Raw genomic sequence first — 25,207 nt, 5'->3', positions numbered from 1 at the left:
TTCGAATTTAAGCAAAAGATGATAACGAATGAGTTAATAGTAGATTACTATTTAAAATTGCATTGTCATATCTTGTGGCGCAAGCCGCTATATGCCTGCCATGCTGCCGGACACTGAAACCGTTCTATCAAACTTGTGCAAACCTGATCATGCATGAACATCTTCAGGACTCCCGTTGATTTCCTGCTTCGCGGGGGACGGTTTCACCGTGGTCTTCCGACGGCGGCCAGAGTCCAACCCTGCTGAGCGCAGTAAAGTTCCAACACTTGTTTTTGTCGTACGAAGTCCGCCTTTTGATCGGCACTAGAAACCCGAGCGTAAGCAACTGTACTTTGTCGGTCTGGTCTCCGTGAAGTGCCTACCCCGGTGATTTTCGAAAGGTCATAACGGCGATGGCCCGCAGCAGTCAGTTCAGACACAAGACGGCCGGAGGCTTCCCATCGTCGGAGGGTTATTTGCGCCACGCCCATGATGCTCTAGATATGCTTAGTGATTGGATTAGATCACAATGAGTACAAATAAAAACCCGTCGTTCAAACCCTGATCACCCACTGGACGTGCTGGCCTGCATCGCCGACCTTCCCGTCTCCCGCTTGCACGAGATGCTGCCTTGGAATGGAAGGCGACATGGGGCCGTTATTGCGGCGACCGCGTAAATAGCTTCCGGAACAACGCTTCCGAACGCCCCAGGCCTTCATCGGTCAACACCAATGACTTTGACTTGTTGACCGGGTCGCCGATCATGCCCTTCTTGTGAAGCCGATCCGTCGCCGCCCAGTCGAAGCCCTTCCAAGCACAACGCTCGTTATGCAGCGTCAGCCATAGCAGCGCCAAAACTGCGTCGTCGATCTTATCCTCATCAATCTCCATCAACCAACTCTATCATACGCCATGCGCAAAATCCCCTGGTCCTGTTCGGATGGATACGCGTTTTCCGAGGAAAGTGTAATGCTCTCATTTGGTAGAATTCAGTTCTGTGATGCTTAAGATACGCTGGTTGATGGAGTGAATCACTATCGAGAGTGACCTGCCTCGGCAACCGGCAACTTTTCGATACCAGCCGCTGAATTATTTCGAGGACCGTTCGGCGATACGAATGTTATTCCAAGTTATTCCAAATGTTGAAGGTTGAGTTTTCAGAAATCAGACCGTGAGCACCGACGAATGGCAAATTGCGAGTTCATTCTCCCAAATCGCCGAACGGACAACCTTTAAGCCTCTCGATTTCGTCAAGCGGCCAGTTGCTGCCCCTCGCTCACCTGTGCGGGTTGCCGGGTAGGCTCGGGCTTTACAGATCGCGATCAGCAAAAGTGGCCGTTTTCTCTACACCGCCAATAGAGGCACGATTCCATCGCTATCTCCGACGTCGGCGAAGATGGCACCGTCGCCGTCAGGGAATGGAAGCCGTCGCAAGGCCGGACGCCGCGTTTCTTCGCGCTCGATCCGGACGAGCAATATCTGTGCGAGGCGAATGAAGATAGCGACACGATTGTCCAATTCCGCTGCGACGCTGGGACTTGGTCCCGACGGGCGAGTTGATCCAGGTCAGCAGGCCGACGGCGATCGTTTTTGGCAAGTCTAAATAAGCTCATGCGCGCCGGATCACGCCAGAACATCTAAGCGCCCTCTGCCGCCCCGTGGAGTTGAGACGATAGTTCGACGATGGATCTTTACTCCCGCCAAACAATCAGCTCATGCTCTAAGCTCCACAATTGACGGCTCGATATCGACGGCGGATAACTCCGCGATGATTATTTGCGGTGTTGCGCTCGGGAGCATCTGGATGGCGTGCGCATGAAGGAAAGTCAGCGTTTGGAGATCATTGCGGACGCGGTGGCGGCGTTCAATGAGAGCAATCGCGCAGTGGCAAGGCAGCTTTGCGAAGCCGGGTTGAATCAGTTTCCATCCGATCCGTCGCTCTCTCATCTTTTGGCAGCCATACTGTTTGCGGAAGAGGATTTTGCCGGTGCTCGGGAAAAGATAGAGACTAGTCTTGCTGCTCAGCCAAGGAACGTGCCCGCCCTCGTTCTTGCGGGTAAGATTTATCGAGCCGAGCAGAGGCTTGAAGCGGCATTGGTGCAGCTTGAGAAAGCAGCAAGCATAGAAATCCGGTTAGAGATCTTCGTCGAGAAAGCTCGAATTTTCGACCAGATGGGTAACAAGTCGGCTGCGTGCGACGCCTGGAGCATGGTCCTAAATGCCGTGCCGACGTCCCGAGAGGCTCTAAGCCGCCTCAGCTCCCTGACGAGGGAACGTGGCGCCCTCGTTGAAGCCGAACAACTGCTCGAACGCGCCATTGCCCTCGAAGACCATCCAGGAATCTGGTTTGAGTTGGCGCTCGTTCGGCACGATCTGCGCAAACTTGATGGCGCAGCCGAGGCTTACCGCCGAGTCCTCGAAATCAAGGCCGATGCGCCGGAGGCTGCGGTCAATCTGGGTGTCGTATTGCAAGAGGCGGGCAGAATGCAGGAGGCCATGGCAGCCTTCTCGACTGCTTACGCACTGGATGTGTCCACGTTTGGAGTTATCGCCATGGCTCTTACCTCGGCGCCTTGCGGTCGGTTATGGCTGGACGAGGAGGTTCTGCGGCAATCATTGGCTGACGGAGCGGCCGCGCTTGGCTCGGAATCGCTTGCGGTAGACGCCCGGTGTTGAAAGTACGGCGGCAACCGTCTGCGTATACGCATTCTGCCGTTGCTCATCCAATTCCTCGAAAATAAGCTCCGGCATGCTGCGTGGGACCGCAAAGCACTGTGCGACGGGCGTTCCACGGGCTAGCGTCCCTGAGAATTCAGGTTGGGTCCAGATTGCCGGGAAATTGATCCCACCATCGGTAAACCGGTCGGAATCCACAAGGCCGGTGACAAGCCGGAAGGGAAGATCGGCGCGATTGACGGGATGTGTTGCAAAGAGCGACCAGCCGTCGTCGACCTGGATTGTCCAGAAGCTGTTGAATTTGATCGCCGCCGGCCCGGCGATCTCGAACGGGCTGCCGGTCAATTGCCCGGGCGTGTGAAAACTCAGCGGCGATCGAGGATGTTGTTCGGTGGCCGGGGACGGAACATCCCAATTCCAGGAGAAGACACCGTTATCGACAAGCACATCGCAGGGCAAAAGTATCATGAAGCCATAGGTCATCGCATCCACCACGGGCGGACACTGCTTCAAGGTACGCACCTCGCGACCGTGAATTGCCGAATATGCGGTGTTGGGCATCGCGCGCAACCAGTCCGGCAATGCGCTGCGCGCAGGGATGGGACGCGGCAAATATTCAGTCAAGCTCGGGTCACATCGGAAAATAATACGCATTGTGCCCGCCTCCACTACTTTCTGCCGGTCAAGGCTGACCGGAAGTGGACGCTATCATTGCAATCTCCGCAATGAAACACGCTAAGGGTCAAAAAGAACAAGATCGTGCTTTCTCCGAGAAGCTCGCAGTTCTGTATATGCAATTCGACACCGCCGACCTGGGCGATTGCGGCAAAGACAAGCTGAGCCCAAAAAGGACATCACCGTCGTGTTGCGGCGGATTCAGATGATCCGAGCCTCAGCGGTCCCGCCAAGTTCTTTGGAGTTCTATGTCGACCATGACACCATAATGGTCGCTCGGCCATAATCCGTCTATCGGTTGATCGAAGACGCATTCCGCTGACTGGACTTCTGCGCGACCGTTCGGATGTGCATCCCAGGATCCGACCAACACATAATCGAACCGGCGATGATAGTTCGTATGGCCGATGATTTGTTCCGCACCGTCGACCGCATCAGGGTTGGCGACCGTCCAAGTGTCGCCCTTTTCAATTCCAGCAATCTCGCAAGCATCATAGTAGCAAACACTCCTGCCATCGAGCGACTGTCGACCCGTCAAGTAGCGTATCGAAGCCGCATCCGGATTGGCATTGAGGTCGCCAGCGATGATCGTCGGCAAAACCTGCCTATGCCTGCTGTCGAGATCGCTGATAGCCACGGCATGGCGCTCACGCGCAGCTTCAGCGGCTGGCCGCCAGGCCGCGGTGGTGCCGATGAAAAGAACACTGCCGATGTCACCGAGGTCTACGGTCGCTGCGAGCGTAGCCCAAGGTACATGCGGGGCCTGCGGCGTTCGCGGATCGAGTACTTMGACCACCTTATGGGGCCAGCGGGTCGCAATCGATGCGCCGCCTTATCGATCAGCATAAAGCGGCGCAACAACCTGAACATCTTGCTGATGGGTGGCGTGCAGACCGAGACCCTCCATCATAGTGTCAAGGGTTCTTGCCACCGGCGTCCGGATGACCTCCTGCGGAGCCAGGAGATCAGGCTTCAGGCGACGAAGCTCCTGATTGATAATTTTATGTCTGCGGCTATCGCCCTCGACATTCCAAACGTTGAGAGTAACGACGCGAACGCGCATGGCTAAACTTACTGGGGCCGAATGCTACTCGAATGCATGCCGACCAGATAAGTTCCTCCGATTTGGGTTTTGCGACGGCCGCAAAGGATCCGCTGCAGCTAAAGGCCGGCCAGCGCTTGATCGATTTTCGCCATCACATTTGCTTGCAGCGGTCCCTTCTGAAGAGCACCGACATTTTCCTCGACCTGGGCAACGGTGCGGAAGCCGGGAATTGGTAGCGTGCGCGGCGAGCGCGCCCAGAGCCATGCCAGCGCACCCTGCGTCAGCGTGCGGCCGTCTTCAGTCAGCAGATTGCGGACCGCTTCCAAGCGGGCGGCGAACTCAGGAGCGATCTTACCGTCCTTGAAATAGACCATCCAACCGAGGCTTGCGCCGCGCACATCCTTCTCTCCGACGGTTTTATCTGGCGTGAACTTGCCGCTGAGCAGCCCCATGGCGAGCGGACCGCGATTGATGGAAATCAGGCCATTGCGCTCGATGAGCTCGACCATCGCCGGAACCGGCTCGAAGACGTTCATCGTATGCTGGATCGACACGAATCCTGAGCGGTGCACATGACGTGCAGCGCGATCCGGATGGTCTGTGCTCCAGCCGAAAGCATCGATCTTGCCTTCCGCTTTCAGAGTTTCGAGCGTTTCGAAAACCTCATCCGAGGCTTCGAGCGGAAAATCGTTGAGATGGAACTGTAGCAGGTCCAAACGATCGCGGCGCAAACGGCGCAAAGACGTCTCGGCGGACTGACGGATGAAGGCGGGATCGGCGAAGGCGCCTATCGCCTGTTTGGTCTTCTCGTCCGTCGCGGAGCCGAATTTGGTGGCGATGACGACATCGTCTCGATTGCCGATCGCCCTACCGAGCACTTCTTCGGAATGCCCCGCCCCATAATTCGAGGCGGTGTCGAAGAAGCGAATGCCGAGATCAACACCGCGCTCGATAGCGCGGATCGACTCATCGTCATCGACTTCGCCCCAGCCAAGCGGCACGTCGCCGGCATAAAACGGGCCGCCGATCGCCCAGCATCCCATGCCGAGCCGCGGAATCTCGCGGCCGTTCCAAAGCGCAATCGTGGTAGCGTTATCGGGTTTGTTCAGCATATCGTCCTCCGCGATCGTTTGCCGTCGAGGCAGAGATAGGAAAGGCGACCCGGGTGGTAAACAGTCAAATCTGCAGGGTATTTTTCACGGATGAAAAACCGCAGGTTTCGACTGCCCATTGGAACACAAGAAGCAGAGCAGCCCGAAGTGACGAAGGGCATGAATGACTGGCGAGTCACTCCGCCTTCGTAATTTCGCAATAGAGAATGTTGCGGTTCTCCCCAAACCAGACGGATACTTTTGTCTTCGCCTTGGCCGCGCCCGCGTCGGCAATCATTTGCATGTCGTTTTCCGAACGCAGAAGGAGGGGCCAATTCATGAGCGCCTCCATGTAGCCGTCTACTTCGATTTCCTGGGAGAAATTCGCAAATAGGAAGGAGCCGCCGGGCTTCAGCATGTCAATGCATTTGCGCGTCAATCTAGCGGCAACCGGAAACGGGAGATAATCGTAGAGGCCCGCAGCGTAGATGTAATCGAAACGCCCAAGCGTGTGCTTATTCGAAAGCAAGCTCTTCACGGTGCCATCCACGGCTTCGACGCATGTTCCGGCAAAATCGCGCGCAACGGTCCCCACACTCAACGGGTCCTGATCGAGCGCAATCCAGCGCCTGATTTTTCCTTCCCTCAGCGCTGACGACAATGCGGCTTCCCGAAGATGGCCCGATGCCACCGCGAGGACCTCGGCTGAGCCGGGTCGATCTTTGGCGCACTCATCCGCCCGTTGCGCCAGGATATCGCGACGCTCTCTCACGGCGACGGATGAGGAAGCGTTTTTTGTATATTCATAGATCCTTCTGCCTAGCTCGGTAGATGCAGCAATTTCCGCCGCCACATTGGCATGCCCGTAAATGAAGTCGAGCAGATGCGCGTCCCCCGAATAGCCGCGCGGTTTCTCGAATGACCACCGTGTGAACGGATCCTGCAGCAGAAAATGCGCGACGGGATGGATCTGAGTAAGGACGATGATTTCATTCCATATGTTGGCGTGAAAGCGGCGGCGAATCTGATGCAACGCCTGCGATAGTCGGCTCACAACCACGTCAGGGTCCACTTCGGATCGAAACTGCTGAAGTGACAAATCGAGCGTAAGAGCAAGCTCCGCCTTGGCGGTTATCATCTGATCGGAGGAAGGAAGATCGTCTGGCTCAGTCGGGCGAAAAGTTTGACCAGGAACAATGAGACTTTCGCCGTCGAACTTAAAGTTTTGTGCCATAAATGAACTCCGTCGACGCAATGTTAAGCATAAATATGTGGAAGACAGAACTCGATTGGATTTTGCACGTCAAGAGGGTATTTCTAGCAGTACGGGCTAAATTTCGTGTCTGACACGGACGGAACTTTGGAAGCGGTGAACTCAGGTTTATCGGCAGCAATGCTCGGGAGGCATCGCCGCATGTTCTATGAACCATTATCTTCAGAGCAGACCGCATCCGGAGTTCCCGTAAAAGCAACCTTTCCCGGTGCAGACAGGGCTGTCCCAACAAAAGAACGTCATGCTTCAGCCTTGGAGATAGCGACCGCCTACGCATCGGAAAACGATGCCGTTCGCCGGGAATGCACGCGTAAGGGTTTGTGGATGGCGGTCGCCGTGTATCTCGCCTTTGCCGCGCCTGACAGTTGGCTCATTCCGGACGTCGCGCCGCTAACAATCACCATGCGGTTTGTTGTTGCCGCCGTTGCGCTTGTCGCCTTCGAGATTTTGCGGTTGGCGAAAGCGAAGACCATTTGGCTGGACACCACCTGCGCTTTTGCGCTGGTCTTGGGTTATGTCGGCTGGCTTTATCCGGCTCTTGCCACCCAATTTACGACGAGCATGTCGTACTACATGATCTTCGGCGCGATTTTCATGATGGGTGCGAACCTATTCTTCAGCTTCTCGTTTCGGCTATCCGTCCTGACGTCCGGCACCGTATTGACCGTGTTTTTTATCGCGCTCTACGGTTTGTTTCCATCGACGCCGGCCTACCAACTTGCCTTTGGACTATTTTACGTCTCGTCCTTTGTCTTCACCTCCTTTGTGAACTGGCGCCTGAATGTCGAGCGTCACCACGTTTTCCTGAATGCGGTGGAAGCTCGCCGCCAGCATTGGGAGGCGGAAGAGCGCGGAAAGGCATTGCTCCGTCTTTCGCATACGGACTACCTCACAGGCATCGAGAATAGGCGCGCGATCGATCGGAGGCTGGACGAGTGCTGGAGCGCCTGGAAAAATGAAGGCCGTGAATTTTCCGTCATCCTGATCGACGTCGACTTCTTCAAGCGTTTCAACGATCGATACGGCCATCAGGAAGGCGACCGATGCCTCACCGTTATTGCCGCGACGCTTCAGAAACTGGTCGAGCATCACGGAGGCATCATTGGTCGTTATGGCGGCGAGGAGTTCATCGTTGTCATGCCCCTGCAGACGCCGGATGAAGCAACCCATATAGCCGGGAAAATTCGGCATCAAGTCGAGGCGCTCGCCATCCGGCATGAAGAGCGGCCAGACGACACGCAGTTCGTGACGGTGAGTATTGGCCTTGCTTTTGTCAACGAACGATCGGGGGCAAAGGTGGAATGGCTTGTGCGGGAGGCCGACCTTGCGCTCTATAGCGCCAAGGCCTCCGGCCGCAACTGCGTTCGAACATTTGATCCGATGCTGCGGCGTCCGAACGAGGATGCCGGAAAGTTGGTGCCGCTGCTGGCGGCAGCCATCGATCGCAGACTGGTATCGCTGGTCTATCAACCCATATTCGATCTCAGGGACGGCCAGATGAAAGCTGTCGAGGCTCTGATGAGACTTCGTATGCCCGATGGAACCTCCGTGCCACCGAGCGTCTTTATTCCGATCGCCGAACGGACTGGATCCATTATCGAGTTGGGTCGCTGGGCGATCAAGACGGCATGTCAGGACATCCTCGCATCCGACCGCATGACCACGGTGAGCGTGAATGTCTCCCCGGTACAGCTAAGAACTCCAGGTTTCGCTGCAAGCGTTGCCGCCATCCTGGAAGAAACCGGGGTATCCGGGTCCCGGCTTGCATTGGAGGTCACTGAGGGCCTGGATATGGAGATGCAACCCGAGGTGCTGCGGTGTGTCGCCGATCTCCAGGCGCTCGGCGTCGAGATTTGGTTGGATGATTTCGGCTCTGGCTACGCCGGATTGTCATGGCTCCGGGCGATCGAGTTCAACACGGTCAAGGTTGACCGAACCTTCCTGCATGATTGTTCGGACGAACGTGGGCTGACCATGTTGCAAGACATGGTCGCCCTTATCCGCAACCGGGGGAACACCATTCTGGTGGAAGGTGTCGAGACCGAGGCTCAGATGTCTGTGCTCCAGAACCTCAGCATTGACCGGGTTCAAGGCTTTCATCTGGGCAGACCAGTGACTGCCGATTTGTTGGAGGCAAGTGCATAGCGCCTTCTCAGCACCATAAATGAACCAGATTGGGCGCCAGGCGCTGACGATTCATTCTTTCTTAATAGTGCGCCTTAAACGCGGTTTTATATTTTAGCGATATACGGTTTGGAAACTGCCATGAGGGCGGATCGAGCGCGAATGAACTGCGTCGCCTAGCCTTGGTGGTCTATCAGATGTTTCACACGCTTCTTCGCTTCCTGCGGAGCAAATCCGGCAATTTCGGCACGATTACCGCCCTCCTCGCGGTACCTTTGATCGGCGCGGCAGGCCTGGCAGTCGACGTTTCCAATGCGCTCAGCTTGCGCAGCCAGCTCTATGAAGCAGCCAATGCCGCAGCACTCGGCGCGATCGCGCAATCCTCCAGCGGCGTAGCAGCAGCCATGACCATGTCTGGAGACGGCGTGGTGACAATCGGGCAGGATGAGGCACGCAAGCTCTTCTTCGGTCAACTCGCGAGCGACTGGAAGAATGTTMCGGTCAATGTCGACATCTCGGTGACGAAGGCAGCCAATATCGTAACGTCGAACATCACTTTCCATGCGACTGTTCCAACGTCGTTTCTGCAGATCCTGGGCGACACGTCCATTCCGATCGCCGGATCGGCCACCGCGCAATACCAGACCGCCACCTTCATCGATTTCTACATGCTGCTCGACAACACGCCCTCCATGGGCGTGGGAGCGACGCCGACCGACGTCGCGACGATGCAGGCGAATACCAGCGACAAGTGCGCCTTCGCCTGCCACAACATGGACACGACGAACAACTATTACACTCTGGCGAAGAAACTTGGGGTCAGCATGCGCATCGACGTGGTGCGCCAGGCGACACAGAAGCTGACGGAAACGGCGACGACCAGCCGCGCGACGCCCGATCAATACAGGATGGCAGTCTACACCTTCGGCACGCAGGCGGAGAAAGCGCAGCTAACGACAGTATCCGGCCTGTCGTCCGATATGGCGCAGGTCAAGAGCTATACCGACGCCGTCGATCTGATGACCATTCCCTATCAAGGCTATAACAACGATCAGACGACAAGTTTCGACAGCGCACTCACCCAAATGAAGACCAACATGGGCGCGGGCGGTGGCGGCACCAGCAGCACCGATCGCGAAAAGGTTCTCTTCTTTGTGACAGATGGGGTTGGCGACAGCAAGAAGCCCTATACCTGCACGAAACCCTTGACCGGCACGCGGTGCCAGGAGCCGATCGACACCTCCTTCTGTCAGCCGCTGAAGGATCAAAACGTCAAGATCGCCATTCTCTACACGACCTACCTGCCGCTGCCGGCAAACAACTGGTACAACACCTGGATMGCCCCATTCCAATCGCAAATCCCGACACGCCTGCAAAGCTGCGCCTCGCCTGGCCTATATTTCGAGGTCAATCCGACCCAAGGCATCACCGATGCAATGAACGCACTCTTCCTGAAAATCATCAGAAGCCCTCGCCTGACGAGCTGAGGTTTGGGCTTGGGGGCGCGCGGCTAAAAACGGCGTGTCCGCCATTGCAAGGGCATGCCGGCGGCGGGGCGCAGCGAAAAGCGCGCCGCGGGTGCCGGCATTCGATCACAGGGTTGCGGCTCCATCCATTGCAGCATCGTCGTAAGCGCCAAAGCCGTTTCCATGAGGCCGAAGTTCTGGCCGATACAGACGCGAGGGCCGGCCCCGAAAGGCAGATAGGCGTAAGGTGGCCAATCCGGTTCGCCCATGAACCGCTGCGGATCGAACTGCTTCGCGTCCTTGAAGAATCTTCCGTCGCGTTGCGTGATGAACGGCACAATCTGCACGAGATCTCCGCGGCGGATCATATGGCCATTGATCTCCACATCCCTTAGCGCCTCGCGTAGGAACAACGTATAGGCCGGCGGATAAAGCCGCAGAGTTTCGTTGAGGATCGCCGTGATCGTCGGCAGCCGGGCAAGATCGGAAGTCTTCGGAGGCGAACCGCCCAGTACGTTATCGACCTCATGCAAGGCCCTCCCCAGCCAGACCGGATGGGCTGCCAGCGCAGCCAGTGCCCACGCAAGCAGCGCGCCCGAGGTTTCGTGACCGGCGATTAGCAGGCTCATGGCGTCGTCGCGAATGGCTGCCGCGCGGCGCTCGTGATGCTCGATCAGGCTGGAAATAAGATAGGCGCCGCCATCATCGGAGCGTTCGAGCGCCTCCCTCACCAGTCCCATGACGAATTCGTCCATGTCCCGCATGGCCCGGCGCTTGCGACGCGCGAGGGGCAGAGGCAGCCAGTTGGGAATGTTCAGCGGCGAGGTACTTTCCGCAAAGGCGACGATGGAGAGATCCTGCACCGCCGTTTCGATGCGATCGCCGTCGGCAACCGGGCGCATACCGAACAGGGTTCGGATGGCGACGTTCAGGGCAAGTCTCGCCATGGCTTGGTCCGCATCAAAGAGCAATTGGCCGCGACTATCAGCGCTTTCCGCCAGAGTTTCGCAAAGTCTCGCGGTTTCATCCACGACAGCCTCGCCATAAGCCGGGAGACGTCGAGACTGGAAGGCCGGCAACACCTTTCGCCGCCTTTCACGCCAATGCTGCCCCTCCGCCAGTAGAAGGCTGTCGCCATTCCATTGGCGCAGGACGGCCATCATTCTGCGAAAGCGGATAAATGCATCCGCCTGCCGGGTCAGAACGGGCTCGATGAAATCCGGGTGAAAGAGATACCACAGCCTGTAAGGACCAAGCCGAAGCTGTACGACGTCGCCATAGTCCCTGTGCAGACGCGTATAAAATGCGAGTTGGTCCGAGCGAATGCGCAACAGGTGATCGATGCCGAGCACGAAGCGGTTGGGTTGCTTGCTCCTGATGTCGGGCGGACTGCTCATGCAGACACCGTCGTGCGTGACATGGCTTGCAAAGGCAGAACAGGCAAAAGAATTAGATGGCCGATCAACGCGGTGATAAAATTGCCGTGGGTCAGCGCCATGCACAGGGCCGGCAGACCGGCGTAGGATTTGTGATCGGAAGGATTGTCATATCGCGCTCGGCCTGCCTGATAACGGATTTCGAGGCCTGTCGAACCGATTTTCGCCAGGAGTCTTCCGAGCAGCCGATCGGGCAACATGTCCTCATTCAATGAAAGCGTGGCCATAGCGCGACAATGCGGGCGCCAGAGCGGCAGCCACTCTGGAACCTCGCGCCGATACTCCGCCCAACCTTCTGGAAAGCGCTGCTGAAGATCATGGCGATGGTGCCAGCGCACGACACCTTCGACGAAAATCCAGGCCATGATCGCCGCTGCCATGATCCAGATATTGCCGAGAAATGCTCCGAGTACCATCCACGATAGAGCGGCCGACAGTTGCATCGGATTGCGCACAAACGTGTAAATGCCGGTTCTGACCAGCCTCTCGGTCGGATCCAGGGGTATGGCCGTGCCCAATCCCTGAACCGCCAGCATCTGCACAGCGCTAAGTCCGATGACGAAGCTAGGTGCCAGGCCGGACAACATGCCGATCCACCACAAGGTTGAACGCGTCGACAAAGCCCACTCGCCGCCCATGGCCGCCATGATCAACGAAGGAAGAATGCCGAAAGTGAGGCCGGCATACATCAAAGCCAGGAGTGCAACGCGCCGTGGGAGATGGATATTCTGTTCCGTCCAACGGGCAAGATAGAGAGCGGGGACGTGTGCTGTGGCAAAGACGAATGCGACACCCAGGATCCAGTTCGGTCCGGCCGACACAAGCGGTACCAGCGACGTAAAGAGGACGCCATGCATCCCGATCATGATCGTCGCGCAAATAAGCACGGGACTGGTCCGGGGGAAGGCGAAATAAAAAACAGGCCCGAACAGGATCGCACCGCCGATGATGATATCGACCGGCAGGCCGTTCAGCATCAGGGCATTCCAGCCATAGCTCCACCAGCCCGCGGAAAGTGCCAGCGAATGCGTGACGAAAATACCGGACACGCCATAGAGAAACGCAAAAAATCCGGCAACCTGCCGCCGATGGTTCGGTGGGCGCCAGCGAATAAGAACCATGAGCAAAGCCAGGGGACCAAACAAGAGTGCCCAGCGGAGCAACCACATCAACGGTTCTGGGAGCTGCAATGCCATCATACGATGAGCCGCCGCTTGATGGCATCGCGCAACGACGCAGGAATGCGTGTCTCAAACAATTCGACAACCAGAAAGGCGATCGGGAATCCAAGAGCTAGATGCAGCGCCAAGTTGGGCACGCCAAGGATCATGAGAATGAGTGCTAACGCAGCAAGCCGCATCAGCGCTCCCTCGGACGTCCGGGTGCTCCGCATCCGAACCAAAAAGAACAGGGCGGCAAAAGGCAGAACGACCGTCAGCGGAAAGGCAAGAAAATCATCCGGCTTGCAGTCAACAAGCTTCTCAACGGAAAGACCAAGCCTTGCAAGCACTAAAACCGATGCGGATACAATGATCCCCCTCAGTAGTAAAGGCCTCAAGAAAAAACGCTTATCTTTCACTGCACTCCCCAAAGCAGTCACCGGCCGGATTGACCTAAAGTATCGCGGTTCTAAATCTTTGAATCTACTTGCAATCATGAGCACTCGGCGGCGCTTAGTTTTCTTGATTGCCCTGGATCCGCGCTCACATCACAGGCTTACGCATGGCACGATGCCKAGCTTCGAGTAAAAAGCGGTCGATGGTTCAAATCATCGACCGCTTTGCCGTTCAGGTACGGAATTTTAGGCCGCCTGCGCCTGCGACAGGCCTTCCATCGCCATGGCGCGGGCAGTCACGAAATCGACCTTGCCGGAGCCGAGGACCGGGACCTTGCCGATGGTGACTTCGGCAGGGGCCATCATTTCCGTGGCGCCCTTCGATTTGGCGAATGTCAGGAAATCGCTTCTCGTGGCGTTTGTGGCATCGGTCAGAAGCACAAGACGCTCGCCCTTCTTCGGGTCCGGCACGGCAGAAACGACGCTGAGAGCGCCGGGCCAGAGCTGCGCGGCAAGCGTCTCCACTGCCGCAAGCGAGATCATCTCGCCGCCGATCTTGGCAAAGCGCTTGGCGCGGCCGCGGATCTTGACGAAGCCGTCTTCATCGATGGTGACGATATCGCCGGTATCGTGCCAGCCTTCCGGCAGCGGCTCGAGGACGCCGGGATTGTCAGCGCGCATGTAGCCGGACATGACGTTGGCGCCGCGGATGTGAAGACGGCCGCCTTCATCAATGCCGGGTACCGGCTCKAGCTTCCATTCCATGCCTGGCATGATCTTACCGACCGTTCCCGTGCGGTTGTACATCGGCGTGTTCAGCGAGATCACCGGCGCCGCCTCGGTCACGCCATAACCTTCCAGGATGCGCAGGCCGAATTTCTCCATATAGACTTCGCGGGTCGATGCCTTCACCGGCTCGGCGCCCGAGAAGATGTACCGGATCGATCTCAGGTCGTAAGGATGGGCGCTGCGCGCATAGCCGTTCAGGAACGTATCCGTGCCGAAGACGATGGTCGCGTTCGAGACGTAGATCAGCTCCGGCACGATGCGATAGTGCAACGGCGACGGATAGAAGAACACCGGCACACCCGAGACCAGCGGCAGGATCGTGCCTGCCGTCAGGCCGAAGGAGTGGAACATCGGCAGGATGTTGAACACCTTGTCGCCGGGGTGGAAGTCGATGCGCGAAGCCGCCTGGGCTGCGTTCGACAGGATATTGCGGTGGCTCAGCACCACGCCCTTGGGCGCCCCTTCGGAACCGGAGGTGAAGAGGATGACGGCCGGGTCCTCGGCACTGCGCTTGACCAGCGGCCGATATTTGCGGGTGAGACCGGCGATCTTGTCGAGAGCGGTGATCTGCGTTCGCAGCTCGTCCAGCCAGACGAACGTCACATGCTTTTCAAGCTCCTCGACCACGGGGCCGAGCTTGGCCTGCGTGATGAAGGCGCGCGAGCAGAGCACATGCTTGACCTCTGCMGTCCGGCAGGCGGAGAGGATATTGGCGGCACCCGCGGTGAAGTTTAGCATGGCCGGAACCTTGCCCGCCGACATGACGCCGAGGACAGTCGCGGCCGTGCCATTGGCGTTCGGCAGCATGACGCCAAGCGTCTTCTCGTTGGGGAACATCTTTCGGAACTTCGCGCCGAGTACTGCGGCACCGGTCAGAAGCTTGGCATAGGATAGCTTGCCGGCGATCGGGTCCTCGACGGCGATTTTCTTGCCGCCATATTCGTGGGCACTTTCGATGACGCGGCCAAGTACCGTGTTATCGGTGTCGGCCGTGCGGAACATCAGCGTCGACATGATCTGATAGAGGGCAGCACCGGCCGCGATGCGCCGCTTCCTGCCCTTGAGTTCGGCCGGAACGTCAAGCTTGACCGGCTCAAGGATCGTCACCTTGACCTTGGGGAAGAGACGGCGGCGAACATGGCTCGACGTCAGGTAGGAAGCATAGCTCTTTTCCAGACCATCGATACGCACCGGCACTATCATCGCGCCGGTCTTGTCGGCGACCATGGCGGCACCGTCATAGACCTTCATCAGCGTGCCGGTGACCGTCAGACGACCCTCGGGGAAAATGCCGACCGGGCTGCCATCCTGGATCACCTTGATCAGCGAGCGCGTCGCCATCGGCTTCGTCGGGTCGAGCGGCAGGAACTTGCACTTCGTCAAAAGCGGCCGCACCCACCATTTCTTGGCGAACGCATAGTCGATGGCGAAGACGGGCTCTTCCTCAGTAATGGCAAGCGCCAGGGCACCGTCGAGCAGGCTCACATGGTTCAGCGCGATGATCGGCGCAGGACCTGCCTTGCGGATGTTTTCCAGACCCTCGACTTCCAGCCGCATGAAGGCGCGGAAGATGATGGAGATGAGGTCTCGGAAGGCGTTGGTCGGCAGCATCTTCAGCATGAGCCAAGCGATCGCGATATTGAGCACGGAGATGCTGAGAATAACCACCGGAACCGACAGGCCGATGGCCTGCAGGACGGCCACGAGGGCCAGGCCGACGGCGATGAAGAGAGCCGACAGCACATTGGCGGCGCCGATGACGCGGGCGCGGCGATCCTCATGCGCCCAGCTTTGCATGGCCGCAAAGGTCGGGACGGCCAGGAACGCACCGCCGATTGCCATGCCGGCGAGATCGATGGCGACGCGAATGGTCTTCGGCCCGGCGAAGAAGCCGAGAATGGTTTCGGCGTGAGACGTCGACTGCAGACCCCACAGGTTCCAGGCGAGATCGAGACCGAAGAGCGCGACAATCAACATGCCGACAGGCGCCGGCAAGAGCACGATGCGACCGGCAGCCATCCATCCGGCGATGGCCGAGCCGATGGCAACGGATATGGCAAAGATTGCCAGGTAGGCGGGAACGACGATTTCGGAACCACCGAGAATGTCGGTCACCATGACCGGCAGCATCGACATGATGAAGGCACCGACGAACCAGAACCAGCAGTTCATCAGCGAAGCGCGCCAGATGCGGCTGTCGGCGCGAAGCTCGTTGACCAGCCTGTAGCTGGAGCGCACAACATTGGTGTCGACGACGAGATCTGGTGCCTTGGAGCCTGTCGAGGGGATCATACGGGCGGCAAACCAGCAGAGGATGGAAAGCGCCATCATCATCGGGCCGAAGATCCAGACATTTTCGCCTTCACGGAAAGCAACCGCCGCGACCATGGTGCCGGTGAGAATGGCGATGAAGGTGCCGCCCTCGATCCAGGCATTGGCCTTGGGAAGATCCCGGCTGTGCAAATGATCCGGCAGGATGCCGTATTTGATCGGCCCGAAGAGGGAGGAAATGACGCCGAAGCCGAAGAGGGCAAGCATCAGAACCCAGATGGAAGAAAACGCGATGCCGACGACGGAGATCGCCGCCACGCCAAGCTCGCAGCGCTTCAGAAGCTCGGCCATCTCAGCCTTGTCGTATTTGTCGGCAAGTTCCCCGGCAATCGCTGAAAGCAGCAGGAACGGCACGATGAAGATGCCGCCGGCAAGCGTCACCAGCGCCGCACCCTCCGTCGCCATCTTCGCGAGAATGACGAAAACCAGAGTCTGCTTGAGAAAATTATCATTGAAGGCGGTGAGGAACTGCGTCCAGAACAGCGGCGCGAACTTCCTCGATCTCATCAGGTGCTTTTGCATGGCGTTATCCCTCGTTCAGCCAACAAGACGCCACAGAGTAGTTACGCAAAGGTTGAGCGCAGATACAACCCTGTGGCGTCGTTAATAAAGTTTAGTCCTGACCGTCACGATTGAACTTAACCAGGAGCTTCTCCGTGCGGGCATCCTCGACCTTGCGGATCAGCTTGTCAGCCTCGGTATTGTCGCGGATCGTCTTCGTAACATTGACCGCGGTCTGCACCAGCATCAGGATGCCCATGGCGAGATAGCCTTTGCCCCAGAGATCGATCGGCATCATGTAGAGACCGACGAAAAGCATGAAGGCGGCGGCGCCGAAGGAGATGTAGGAAAAGTTGACCCAAGCCTGGGAATGTTTCTGGAAGCTGTCGTTCATGATCGTATCCTCTCTTCTATGTTTGGTGTGTTCGGTTTCAGGCGGCTGAATTCATGCGTTCGCGAAGGCGGGCAAGCACGTCGTCGGCCGAAGGGCCAAGCGGTGCGCCGAAGCCGGCGCTGGCGAGTTTTTCGATGACGATTCCCGGCCGGTTGGCAGCGTCCATTTCCTTCATGGCCGATGCCGTGATCTCGCAGCGATCCTGATAGGCCCGAAGGCGGGCAAGCGTCTCCTCAGCCTCGTCCAAGGTTGCCAGGCCGGAGTTGTCGTCGCAGGCCTCACTAAGTTTCTGTGTCTGCTCAGTGGCCCGCGCCAGGCGCTCGCCACGCTGCAATTCCTGCAGCCGCGCTTCAGATGCACGGACGGTTGCTTTCAGCTTGCCGATCGTCCGGGTGAACTGCGCCTGCGCCTTCTCGGAAGCATCCCGCTCGGCTTCGAGCTGGGCAATCACCTCAGCCGCCTCCCGGGCAAGCTCATCGCTCCCCTTCTGCAGGGCGGCAACCGCCCGGGTTTCCAGATCCGCGATGCGACCGACAATCACCGCGTGCCGGCTCTTTTCCTGCTCGTTCTGCGCAATAGCAATGGCCACTGCCCGCCGTGCCGACTGGATGGCGTCAGCCGCGTCGCGGATCTGCTGCGCCAACAGAGGCACGGCATGGCGATCCATGAAAGCCTGCTCCGCATCGTAGGCCCGACCGCGAATAAGCGTCAGAATTGAATTGAACATTTGTCGTCTCCCGTTTATGAACGATGTTCACGAAGCAAGATATGCCAGAATCGTGAACATCGTTCAATAACATTTTTGAACGATGTTCAAAAATCGAAATGGAATGGTTAATGGCGAGGAAAACCCTGGAAAAGCGCGAGGATCTGAAGCTGAGGCTGATCGAGGCGGCCCGCAATCGCATAGCGACCGACGGACTTTCCAACTTGAGGGCGCGTGACGTCACGCAGGATGTCGGCTGCGCTCTTGGAGGCCTTTACACCGTCTTTGCCGATCTCGATGACTTGGTCATCCACGTTAATTCGGCCACTCTGAAGATGCTCGAGGCGTTCTTGACGCTGGCTGAGGTCAAGGATCACACGCCGACGGACCGGCTGCGCAACCTTGCACGCGGCTACCTAAGGTTTGCGGTCGCCCACCGCAATTTGTGGAAGGCACTCTTCGACCACCGGCCACCAGACGACCGCCCGAGCCCCGAATGGCACCTTCAAGAGCACATGTTCCTGATGGGCGTCATTGCCGAGCCGCTCGCCGAACTGCAGCCGACCATGTCGGAGACGGCGCGTGCCATCCGCGCAAGAACCCTCTTCGGCGCCGTCCACGGCGTCGTCAGCATCAGCCTCGAAGGACGATTCGTTGGCCTACCGGTCGAAAGCCTGGAACAGGAGCTCGACGACTTCATCCTGACGGTCGCAACCGGAGCCACGGCGAGACAGGGGTGACGCGTGCCAAGGGACACAAGGATATCCGCGCAGAAGGCGGCCCCTGAACGTCGAAGCGGAAACGTCGGATTTGATATTCGCTTTTCTACGGCAAGTGCAATGTGTGGAGCGGCTTTAGAAGAAATGACAGAATGAGATATATTGGAGTTCCAACGCATGCCAGCAGAAAGACTGCGATCGCAAATATGAGCAATATCATCGTGCAACGCACGTAAATGTTGATTGATTTACGTGTTGGGTTACCGGCTTTCATGTATTACCACTTTTAAACGGTGGACGCTCTGATGTCGTTCCAGCGATGGGTAGATTCACTTCCCATCTATGCTCGACCCTTATCTGTTTGCGTTCGCGTCGAAGAATTCATTTTGCAAGGTAGGGCTAAGTAGCCGCGCGCGTCTAAGGTTGCGCACGAATTGGCGGGGCTGGCTGAGTAAAGACCTGTTCAAGAAATAAGTCCTGAGGAGATTGGAGGACTTGCTGTGGGCGCCGACTGTGGCCGACCCGATAGATTGCGCCGCGGAAAGGAAGGGATCCGAGCGGCGAGCCGGCGTCGGCGAGCAGCTTGCCGATGCGCACATGGCTGCCGAGCATGGATTTGATGTAATCGGCCTTCGCATCCTCAAAACATGCCGGCAACCTATAGAGATCGGACCGGATGATCAGCGACGTGCCGCAATAATTGGCGAAGTCGTTGTGATGCAGCAGCAGCCGACCGCCTTCACTCCAGAGATAGCCCTGGTCGTCTTCCAGCCGTTGGCATTGGTGTTTCAGGCCACAAAGTCGACGATGTTGGCGCTGACGAAATCATCGTCATCTACGATCATGAAGAAGCGCGTGTCGCGCTGAGAAAGCATGCCAGCCAATATACGGCGACCTTTATCTAGGCGGACCGCTTCATAAACTTGTTCGCGTTCGGCGCTGTGCAGGTCGAGCAACGGATTTGGTGGGAATCTTACCCGCTGATCTGTGAAGTTCTGAGGCAGATCGGGTAGATCAGCGCCTTCATTGGCGACGATAACGGCGCGCCAGTCGCCGTTGGACTGTGCGGAGATCGACACGATCGTTTGCGCAAGTCGCCGCTTCAGTAAAGGCCAATCACTAGAATTGGCTTGATGGCTGACAGGAATGACGAAAGTCAGCAGTGTCATCAACCTGCCCTCGACAATTGAAAACGTGGCTTTGCAGGATTGAGAGGGCATTTCGCCGTGATCAAAGACATCTGAAGTCACCCAGAGGAGTTCTTGGTGGGGATCAGCCAGGCGGCTGAAAGCTGTCAGAAGCCCGAAAAGTGCCCAAGCAGGTCTTCCGGCTTCCGTCCGCCGGGAGCGTTGAGCAACGGCGACGATGCAGTTGCTAGCTCAGGATCCGTGATTGAAATTCGGCCGCAAAATTTCTCAAAATGTCTTTTGATTTCGATAGATGTCCGCATCCTCAGGCCCATGGCCTATATGACGGGGTCGCTCGTGCCACGATGAGGCGCGGCGATCACTACGCAAGTGATTTTTCAACATTAATTGAGTTGCCGATCGTGATCTTTGCTAACGCCCAAGGGCCGGGCACAGCAATATTCGCGGCGTTTGGTTACAAAATTCAATGTTTGGATACATGCGTCGTAGGCAAGCACAAAGCGCCTAGTCTGCAACAATCTTCGTAGTGCAGTAGTCGGTGGTCGCCAGCGGTCGAGGTTGATCATTCCGGTGCGACATGTGCCAGCCGCGCAGATCCCCTAAACCCTCCGGCAGGAATTGCCCGGAACGAATTTCGGCGTCAGGACGAAATCCTGCGGCGGCTCGACGGCGCMTTGGGGGCTGGTGATCCGATGCATGAGACGCCGGGCGATGATGCCGCCGAGCGCCAATGTATCTTGAACCACCATGGTAATGCGCGGTGTGATGACCGAGCTCCATTGCACATTGTCGATCATGGCGAGCGAGATATCTTCGGGACAGCGGAAGCCCAATTCCTGCATGGCCTGCAGCGCCGAGAGCGCCACGGTATTGTTGGCGCCGAGGATCGCCGTCGGACGCTCGGGCTGGATGAGCAGACGCATGGCCGCCTCATAGCCGGCCGTGCGCGTGAACTGCCCGTCGACCACGAAATACGGGTTCACCTCAACGCCGGCATTGGCCATGGTATCGGCAAAGCCGCGATAACGCTCCGTTGCCGTGTGCATATGGCTCGGGCCAGTGATGAAAGCGATGCGCCTATGGCCGAGCTGCAGAAGGTGCTCGGTCAGCATCGCGCCGGCTAGGTAGTTGTCTGAGCCGACGAAATCGCGCTCGATACCGGCCACCTTCTGGTCGAAGCAGACGATCGGGACATTCAGGCTGGCGATGAAGTCGGTGTAGTCCTGATTGTAGCCTGATGGTGCAAGCGCCAGCCCTGCGGTCTTGAGGCCGATCAGGTGCTCGACCATCGCCCTCTCGCGATCTGTCTTGCCGGAGGAATCAGTCACGACGACGAAGTGCTGGTGATCGAGCGCATAATTTTCCAGCTCGCGCCTGATGTCACCGAAAAACGGGTTGCCGACATTGCCGACGACAAAGCCGATCATGCGGCTGCGCCCGCGCGCCAGGCTTTGGGCAAGCGGGTCGGCAACGAAGCCGACCGCAGCGATCGCCTGACGAATTTTCTCCAGCGTTTTCTGGCTGACACGCGCCGGATTGCTCAAAGCCAATGACACCGTCGAGACGGATACGTCAGCGAGTTTGGCGACATCGCGAATTGTGGCCATGAATTTATCGAACCGTTTCTATCGCCTTCAGCTTTCCGATCGAAAGAACCTCCATCGATGAGTCGCTGTCATAAATCTAACATCCGCCGCCCATGAAGCAATATGCAGAAAGAGATTTCAACAGCGAGCTTGACATACCGAGCGATAGATTCAATGATTAAATCGAACCGGTTCGATATTGCCATAAATCTTGGGAGGATAGCGTGAGCGACGCAGCGATCAGCAGTGGCCGTAGTGCGGCCGACGGCAAGGCATGGTTTGGACACGACCGCTTCGGCATGTTCATCCACTTCGGACTTTACGCCCTCGGCGCCCGCCACGAATGGCTGAAGAACCGCGAAGAATTCACCACCGAGGCCTATCGGAAATATTTCGACAACTTTGACCCCGACCTCTACGATGCCCGCGAATGGGCACGCCGCGCTCGCCAAGCCGGCATGAAATATGTGGTCCTCACCGCCAAGCATCATGAAGGCTTCTGCCTTTGGGACAGCAAGGTGACTGACTACAAGGTCACCAACACGCCCTATGGCAAGGATCTGATCGGGCCTTATGTCGAAGCGCTTCGCGCCGAGGGGCTGAAGATCGGCTTCTATTATTCGCTGCTCGACTGGCATCATCCGGACTTCCCGATCGACGGACATCACCCGCAGCGCAACCATCCGGATGCCGCCAAGCTCAATGAGGGCCGCGACGTCCGCCGCTACGCCAAGTATATGCGCGACCAGGTGACCGAACTTCTGACTGATTTTGGCAAGATCGACGTCATTTGGTTCGATTTCAGCTATCCCCGTCGCGTCTATAAGGGCCTGCCCGGCAAGGGTCGCGCCGATTGGGAGAGCGACGACCTCATCAAGCTGGTGCGGCAGCTACAGCCCGACATCATCGTCGGCGACCGCCTCGATCTGCCGCGTGACGCCGATCACATGCCGGATCTGGTGACGCCGGAACAGTATACGCCGCGTGTCGCTCCAATGGTTGCCGGATTGCCGGTGCGCTGGGAAGCCTGCCATACGTTCAGCGGTTCCTGGGGCTACTTTCGCGACGAAACGAGCTGGAAGGATGCCGACCAGCTCATCAACATACTGGTCGATACGGTTTCGCTCGGCGGCAATCTTCTGATGAATGTCGGCCCGACCGGCCGCGGAACCTTCGATGCCCGCGCCATCAAGGCGCTCGACACCTATGGCGAATGGATGCGGCTGAATGGTCGTGCGATCTATGGCGCCGGGCCTTCTACCCATAAGGCGCCAAGCGGTTGCCGCTTCACCCAGAAGGGCAATCGGCTCTATCTGCACATCCAGACCTGGCCGTTCCGCCACATCCACATCGAAGGGCTGGGACGCAAGGTCAAATATGCGCAGTTCCTGCATGATGCCAGCGAGCTCCATTGGCTCGACCCGGATGCTGACGTCGATTCCAACATCGGCGTCGCCGTCGGAGACGGCATTCTGACGCTGGAACTGCCGGTGCTGAAGCCGGATGTCGTGACCCCGGTCATCGAGTTGATCCTCAAGGACTGAAGGAGAGCGCGAAACCCAGCCGCCCGGTGCCGTCATGAGCCGCGAAGCCGAACTCATTGCCGCAATGACCCCTTTGATCGCCGATCTGGCCGAAGACGGCAATGGTGCCGTCGCGCTCGCCGGCTCGCGCGGCAAGGGACGCTCAGATGCGCAATCGGATTTCGACTTCCGGGTCTATGCCGATGCTTATCGCGGACCGGAGGTTCGACAAACCGCGGCGTGGTGGCGTTTCGAGACCGCGCTGCGAGGCTGGCAGGCCGAAGGCATCCGCATGGATGGTGTCTGGATGCGTCGTTACGCCGGCGTGCAACGCGATCTGGACTCCTGGCTTGCCGGCATTCTCGTGCCCAAGAGCTTCGAATGGACGATCTGGGGCTATCATCTGCCGACGGACCTTGCCAGCCAGCAGATCATCGCCGATCCGCGGGGTCTGCTGGCCAAATGGAAGCAGCAGCTTGCGCAGTATCCAGAAGCGCTTAGGGCAACCGTCCTCAGCCACTACATGGATATTCTGCGCTATTGGGCCAGGGATTATCACTACGAGAGCAAGGTTGCCCGTCGCGATCTCGTCTTTCTCGTCGGGCTGACGGGCAAGCTTGCGAACGCCATCCTGCAGACGGTCTTTGCCTTCAACCGGGTCTATTTTCCGGGTGATGGCTGGAACCTGCCCATGGCAGCCGAACTCGAACGGCTGCCACCTGACTTCCTCCAGCGCATGACCACTATTCTGGAGCCGGGACAGGGTCCCGATATCTGGCGGCGCCAGCGGATGGAGCTGATCGGCCTCATCGTCGATCTGGAGGCCATGATCGCGGCCTGAATAAGCCGCAAGACCAAGCCGGAGGGGAGCGTCCGGAGTGTGACGAACGTCACTGCAACCAAAGTCATTCAGGAGGAGGAACCATCATGAAGCGTTCATTGATCTTTGCCGCCGCCCTTGCGGCGAGTTCACTACCCGGCATCGGCGCGCAAGCGCAGGATGCACCCGTGACCCTGACCTGGCAGATGTGGGGCGAGCCCAACGATGCGCAGCTCTGGCAGCAACTGGCCGATCTCGTCACCCAGCAATATCCCGACATCAAGGTCCAGCTACAGCTTTCAGGCTGGACTGACTATTGGACGCGCCTGCCAGTGCTGACGGCATCGGGACAAGTCGCCGACATCGTCTCGATGCAGTCGATGCGCATGCCGAATTTCTATTCGATCCTGACACCCCTCGACGATTACGTGAAAACCAGCGACGTGAAGGTTGCGGATTTCGAGACATCGATCATGTCCGGGCTTTCGCATGACGGCAAGCTCTATGCGCTGCCTTACGATGTCGGCCCATGGATGGTCTTCTACAATCGCGACAAGTTCGCTGCCGCCGGATTGAAGGAACCTGCCAAGGACTGGACATTCGACGACTTCAAGGCCGACGCCAAGACGCTGACGAAGGACGGTACTTATGGTTACGGCACCCAGGCCTTCGATTTCATTGCCGGTCCCGTCGCGCTCGGTGCGGAATATTTCAATTCCGATAATGAATTCGACCTCACCAATGCCAGCTTTGTCGATGCATTCAGCAAATATGCCGATCTCACCGCCAAGGACAAACTCTCCCCCGTTTTTGCCTCCGCAGCCGATGCCTCCGCGGCAAGCGGCCGCTTCGCTTCGGGCAATGTCGCCATGTATATCGACGGTCCCTGGACGCTGATTACCGCGCAGGCCAACGTCAAGTTCAAGATCGGCATCGCGCCGCTGCCGCGCGGAAGCGGCCCGTCACGCTTCATCACAGCCGGCTCGGGCTGGGGCATCTCCACTGCCAGCCAGCACAAGGACGCTGCGTTCAAGGCCCTGCAGGTGCTGACAGGCCCGAAGGCCGCCGAAATCCTCGGTTCGGCAGGACGCGCGCTACCGGCACGGCTTGCGCAACAGACCTCCTGGTATGACGGGGCGGCCAAAAACGTCAGCGGCACCCGCGACACGCTGCAATATATGTTCTCCCACACCACCCCCTTCCGCCTTAATGAAAAATGGAACCAGTTTGAGAATCTGGTGACGCAATATGTGCCGCTTGCGCTGACCGGAGACTCCAAACCCGAAGGCGTGCTCAGCGACATTCAGAGCCAGCTTCCCTAACCCCGGGGCATCTGGCCTGCCTGCGGTCGGGCCCACCGGCTCGACCGC

The 25,207-nt window shown here is 58.0% G+C and carries 21 protein-coding genes and 1 pseudogene; 8 read left to right on the top strand and 14 right to left on the bottom strand.

Annotated elements, in window-relative coordinates; translation table 11 throughout:
* Positions 1-203: 203 nt before the first annotated feature.
* Positions 204-470 carry an IS607 family transposase gene (locus tag QD357_RS18640; protein ID WP_414124706.1) on the bottom strand — a complete coding sequence of 89 codons (267 nt, stop codon included), beginning with the start codon at positions 468-470 and terminating at the stop codon, positions 204-206.
* 166 nt (positions 471-636) lie between these two features.
* Positions 637-870 carry a DUF6429 family protein gene (locus QD357_RS18635; protein WP_183939122.1) on the bottom strand — a complete coding sequence of 78 codons (234 nt, stop codon included), beginning with the start codon at positions 868-870 and terminating at the stop codon, positions 637-639.
* A gap of 480 nt (positions 871-1,350) precedes the next feature.
* Between QD357_RS18635 and QD357_RS18630 the strand changes: the two genes are divergently transcribed.
* Positions 1,351-1,539 carry a beta-propeller fold lactonase family protein gene (locus QD357_RS18630; protein ID WP_414124772.1) on the top strand — a complete coding sequence of 63 codons (189 nt, stop codon included), beginning with the start codon at positions 1,351-1,353 and terminating at the stop codon, positions 1,537-1,539.
* A gap of 255 nt (positions 1,540-1,794) precedes the next feature.
* The gene (locus QD357_RS18625; protein WP_414124705.1) at positions 1,795-2,655 is read left to right on the top strand and encodes a tetratricopeptide repeat protein; all 861 of its coding nucleotides are present in this window, start codon (positions 1,795-1,797) and stop codon (positions 2,653-2,655) included.
* Here QD357_RS18625 and QD357_RS18620 read toward each other — a convergent pair.
* From QD357_RS18620 to QD357_RS18605, 4 genes are all read right to left on the bottom strand, one after another.
* Positions 2,593-3,309: a hypothetical protein gene (locus QD357_RS18620; RefSeq protein WP_414124704.1), complete on the bottom strand. Its 717-nt coding sequence runs from the start codon at positions 3,307-3,309 to the stop codon at positions 2,593-2,595. The two genes, QD357_RS18625 and QD357_RS18620, sit on opposite strands and share 63 nt — an antisense overlap.
* Before the next feature lie 238 nt (positions 3,310-3,547).
* Positions 3,548-4,126 (bottom strand): endonuclease/exonuclease/phosphatase family protein, encoded by a 579-nt coding sequence (locus QD357_RS18615; protein WP_414124703.1) that lies wholly within the window; start codon positions 4,124-4,126, stop codon positions 3,548-3,550.
* Positions 4,127-4,491: 365 nt separating this feature from the next.
* Entirely contained in the window at positions 4,492-5,487 is a 996-nt protein-coding gene (locus QD357_RS18610; RefSeq protein ID WP_183939114.1) for an aldo/keto reductase, read from the bottom strand.
* Positions 5,488-5,662: 175 nt separating this feature from the next.
* Entirely contained in the window at positions 5,663-6,700 is a 1,038-nt protein-coding gene (locus QD357_RS18605; RefSeq protein WP_414124702.1) for a class I SAM-dependent methyltransferase, read from the bottom strand.
* A gap of 363 nt (positions 6,701-7,063) precedes the next feature.
* Here QD357_RS18605 and QD357_RS18600 point away from each other — a divergent pair, with 363 nt between their 5' ends.
* Positions 7,064-8,884, top strand: a complete 1,821-nt coding sequence (locus QD357_RS18600; RefSeq protein ID WP_414124771.1) for a putative bifunctional diguanylate cyclase/phosphodiesterase — start codon at positions 7,064-7,066, stop codon at positions 8,882-8,884.
* Between the two features lie 176 nt (positions 8,885-9,060).
* Positions 9,061-10,350 (top strand): TadE/TadG family type IV pilus assembly protein, encoded by a 1,290-nt coding sequence (locus QD357_RS18595; RefSeq protein WP_414124701.1) that lies wholly within the window; start codon positions 9,061-9,063, stop codon positions 10,348-10,350.
* 23 nt (positions 10,351-10,373) lie between these two features.
* On the opposite strand, the gene QD357_RS18590 is transcribed toward QD357_RS18595, so the two are convergent.
* The 6 genes from QD357_RS18590 to QD357_RS18565 all read right to left on the bottom strand — a co-directional run bounded on the left by QD357_RS18590 (position 10,374) and on the right by QD357_RS18565 (position 18,062).
* Positions 10,374-11,726: a cytochrome P450 gene (locus QD357_RS18590; protein WP_183939106.1), complete on the bottom strand. Its 1,353-nt coding sequence runs from the start codon at positions 11,724-11,726 to the stop codon at positions 10,374-10,376.
* Entirely contained in the window at positions 11,723-12,886 is a 1,164-nt protein-coding gene (locus QD357_RS18585) for a methyltransferase family protein (RefSeq protein ID WP_414124700.1), read from the bottom strand. The genes QD357_RS18590 and QD357_RS18585 overlap by 4 nt, the downstream gene beginning before the upstream one ends.
* Positions 12,887-12,960: 74 nt before the next feature.
* A complete protein-coding gene (locus QD357_RS18580; protein WP_183939102.1) occupies positions 12,961-13,344 on the bottom strand; it encodes a hypothetical protein in 384 nt (127 codons plus the stop codon).
* 222 nt (positions 13,345-13,566) lie between these two features.
* Positions 13,567-16,962: an acyl-[ACP]--phospholipid O-acyltransferase gene (locus QD357_RS18575; RefSeq protein WP_414124699.1), complete on the bottom strand. Its 3,396-nt coding sequence runs from the start codon at positions 16,960-16,962 to the stop codon at positions 13,567-13,569.
* Between the two features lie 91 nt (positions 16,963-17,053).
* Positions 17,054-17,335: a YiaA/YiaB family inner membrane protein gene (locus QD357_RS18570; RefSeq protein WP_183939098.1), complete on the bottom strand. Its 282-nt coding sequence runs from the start codon at positions 17,333-17,335 to the stop codon at positions 17,054-17,056.
* Between the two features lie 37 nt (positions 17,336-17,372).
* Complete coding sequence (locus tag QD357_RS18565; protein WP_183939096.1) at positions 17,373-18,062, bottom strand: PspA/IM30 family protein; 690 nt, start codon at positions 18,060-18,062, stop codon at positions 17,373-17,375.
* A 110-nt stretch (positions 18,063-18,172) separates the two neighbouring features.
* On the opposite strand from QD357_RS18565, the gene QD357_RS18560 reads away from it, so the two are divergent.
* Positions 18,173-18,781 (top strand): TetR/AcrR family transcriptional regulator, encoded by a 609-nt coding sequence (locus QD357_RS18560; RefSeq protein ID WP_414124698.1) that lies wholly within the window; start codon positions 18,173-18,175, stop codon positions 18,779-18,781.
* A 332-nt stretch (positions 18,782-19,113) separates the two neighbouring features.
* On the opposite strand, the pseudogene QD357_RS18555 reads toward QD357_RS18560, so the two are convergent.
* Positions 19,114-19,929 (bottom strand): annotated as a pseudogene (locus QD357_RS18555) (galactosyl transferase).
* Between the two features lie 578 nt (positions 19,930-20,507).
* Positions 20,508-21,515 carry a LacI family DNA-binding transcriptional regulator gene (locus QD357_RS18550; protein ID WP_414124697.1) on the bottom strand — a complete coding sequence of 336 codons (1,008 nt, stop codon included), beginning with the start codon at positions 21,513-21,515 and terminating at the stop codon, positions 20,508-20,510.
* 203 nt (positions 21,516-21,718) lie between these two features.
* Here QD357_RS18550 and QD357_RS18545 point away from each other — a divergent pair, with 203 nt between their 5' ends.
* From QD357_RS18545 to QD357_RS18535, 3 genes are all read left to right on the top strand, one after another.
* Entirely contained in the window at positions 21,719-23,038 is a 1,320-nt protein-coding gene (locus QD357_RS18545; protein ID WP_414124696.1) for an alpha-L-fucosidase, read from the top strand.
* 34 nt (positions 23,039-23,072) lie between these two features.
* Complete coding sequence (locus QD357_RS18540) at positions 23,073-23,858, top strand: DUF4037 domain-containing protein (RefSeq protein WP_414124695.1); 786 nt, start codon at positions 23,073-23,075, stop codon at positions 23,856-23,858.
* A gap of 86 nt (positions 23,859-23,944) precedes the next feature.
* Positions 23,945-25,159, top strand: coding sequence for an ABC transporter substrate-binding protein (locus QD357_RS18535; RefSeq protein WP_183939086.1), 1,215 nt, complete (start codon positions 23,945-23,947; stop codon positions 25,157-25,159).
* Positions 25,160-25,207 lie beyond the last annotated feature (48 nt).

Source organism: Rhizobium sp. BR 317 (assembly GCF_047445835.1).
GTDB classification, from domain to species: domain Bacteria; phylum Pseudomonadota; class Alphaproteobacteria; order Rhizobiales; family Rhizobiaceae; genus Rhizobium; species Rhizobium paranaense.
The sequence above is the reverse complement of the archived record's forward strand: the minus strand, read 5'-3'. Positions and strand labels throughout refer to the sequence as shown.

What these genes read in the sequence shown, in the direction of transcription:
- QD357_RS18640 (WP_414124706.1), bottom strand. Translation starts at nt 470, where the DNA reads ATGGGCGTGGCGCAAATAACCCTCCGACGATGGGAAGCCTCCGGCCGT.
- QD357_RS18635 (WP_183939122.1), bottom strand. Translation starts at nt 870, where the DNA reads ATGGAGATTGATGAGGATAAGATCGACGACGCAGTTTTGGCGCTGCTA.
- QD357_RS18625 (WP_414124705.1), top strand. Translation starts at nt 1,795, where the DNA reads ATGAAGGAAAGTCAGCGTTTGGAGATCATTGCGGACGCGGTGGCGGCG.
- QD357_RS18620 (WP_414124704.1), bottom strand. Translation starts at nt 3,309, where the DNA reads ATGCGTATTATTTTCCGATGTGACCCGAGCTTGACTGAATATTTGCCG.
- QD357_RS18610 (WP_183939114.1), bottom strand. Translation starts at nt 5,487, where the DNA reads ATGCTGAACAAACCCGATAACGCTACCACGATTGCGCTTTGGAACGGC.
- QD357_RS18605 (WP_414124702.1), bottom strand. Translation starts at nt 6,700, where the DNA reads ATGGCACAAAACTTTAAGTTCGACGGCGAAAGTCTCATTGTTCCTGGT.
- QD357_RS18600 (WP_414124771.1), top strand. Translation starts at nt 7,064, where the DNA reads ATGGCGGTCGCCGTGTATCTCGCCTTTGCCGCGCCTGACAGTTGGCTC.
- QD357_RS18590 (WP_183939106.1), bottom strand. Translation starts at nt 11,726, where the DNA reads ATGAGCAGTCCGCCCGACATCAGGAGCAAGCAACCCAACCGCTTCGTG.
- QD357_RS18585 (WP_414124700.1), bottom strand. Translation starts at nt 12,886, where the DNA reads ATGGTTCTTATTCGCTGGCGCCCACCGAACCATCGGCGGCAGGTTGCC.
- QD357_RS18570 (WP_183939098.1), bottom strand. Translation starts at nt 17,335, where the DNA reads ATGAACGACAGCTTCCAGAAACATTCCCAGGCTTGGGTCAACTTTTCC.
- QD357_RS18565 (WP_183939096.1), bottom strand. Translation starts at nt 18,062, where the DNA reads ATGTTCAATTCAATTCTGACGCTTATTCGCGGTCGGGCCTACGATGCG.
- QD357_RS18560 (WP_414124698.1), top strand. Translation starts at nt 18,173, where the DNA reads ATGGCGAGGAAAACCCTGGAAAAGCGCGAGGATCTGAAGCTGAGGCTG.
- QD357_RS18540 (WP_414124695.1), top strand. Translation starts at nt 23,073, where the DNA reads ATGAGCCGCGAAGCCGAACTCATTGCCGCAATGACCCCTTTGATCGCC.
- QD357_RS18535 (WP_183939086.1), top strand. Translation starts at nt 23,945, where the DNA reads ATGAAGCGTTCATTGATCTTTGCCGCCGCCCTTGCGGCGAGTTCACTA.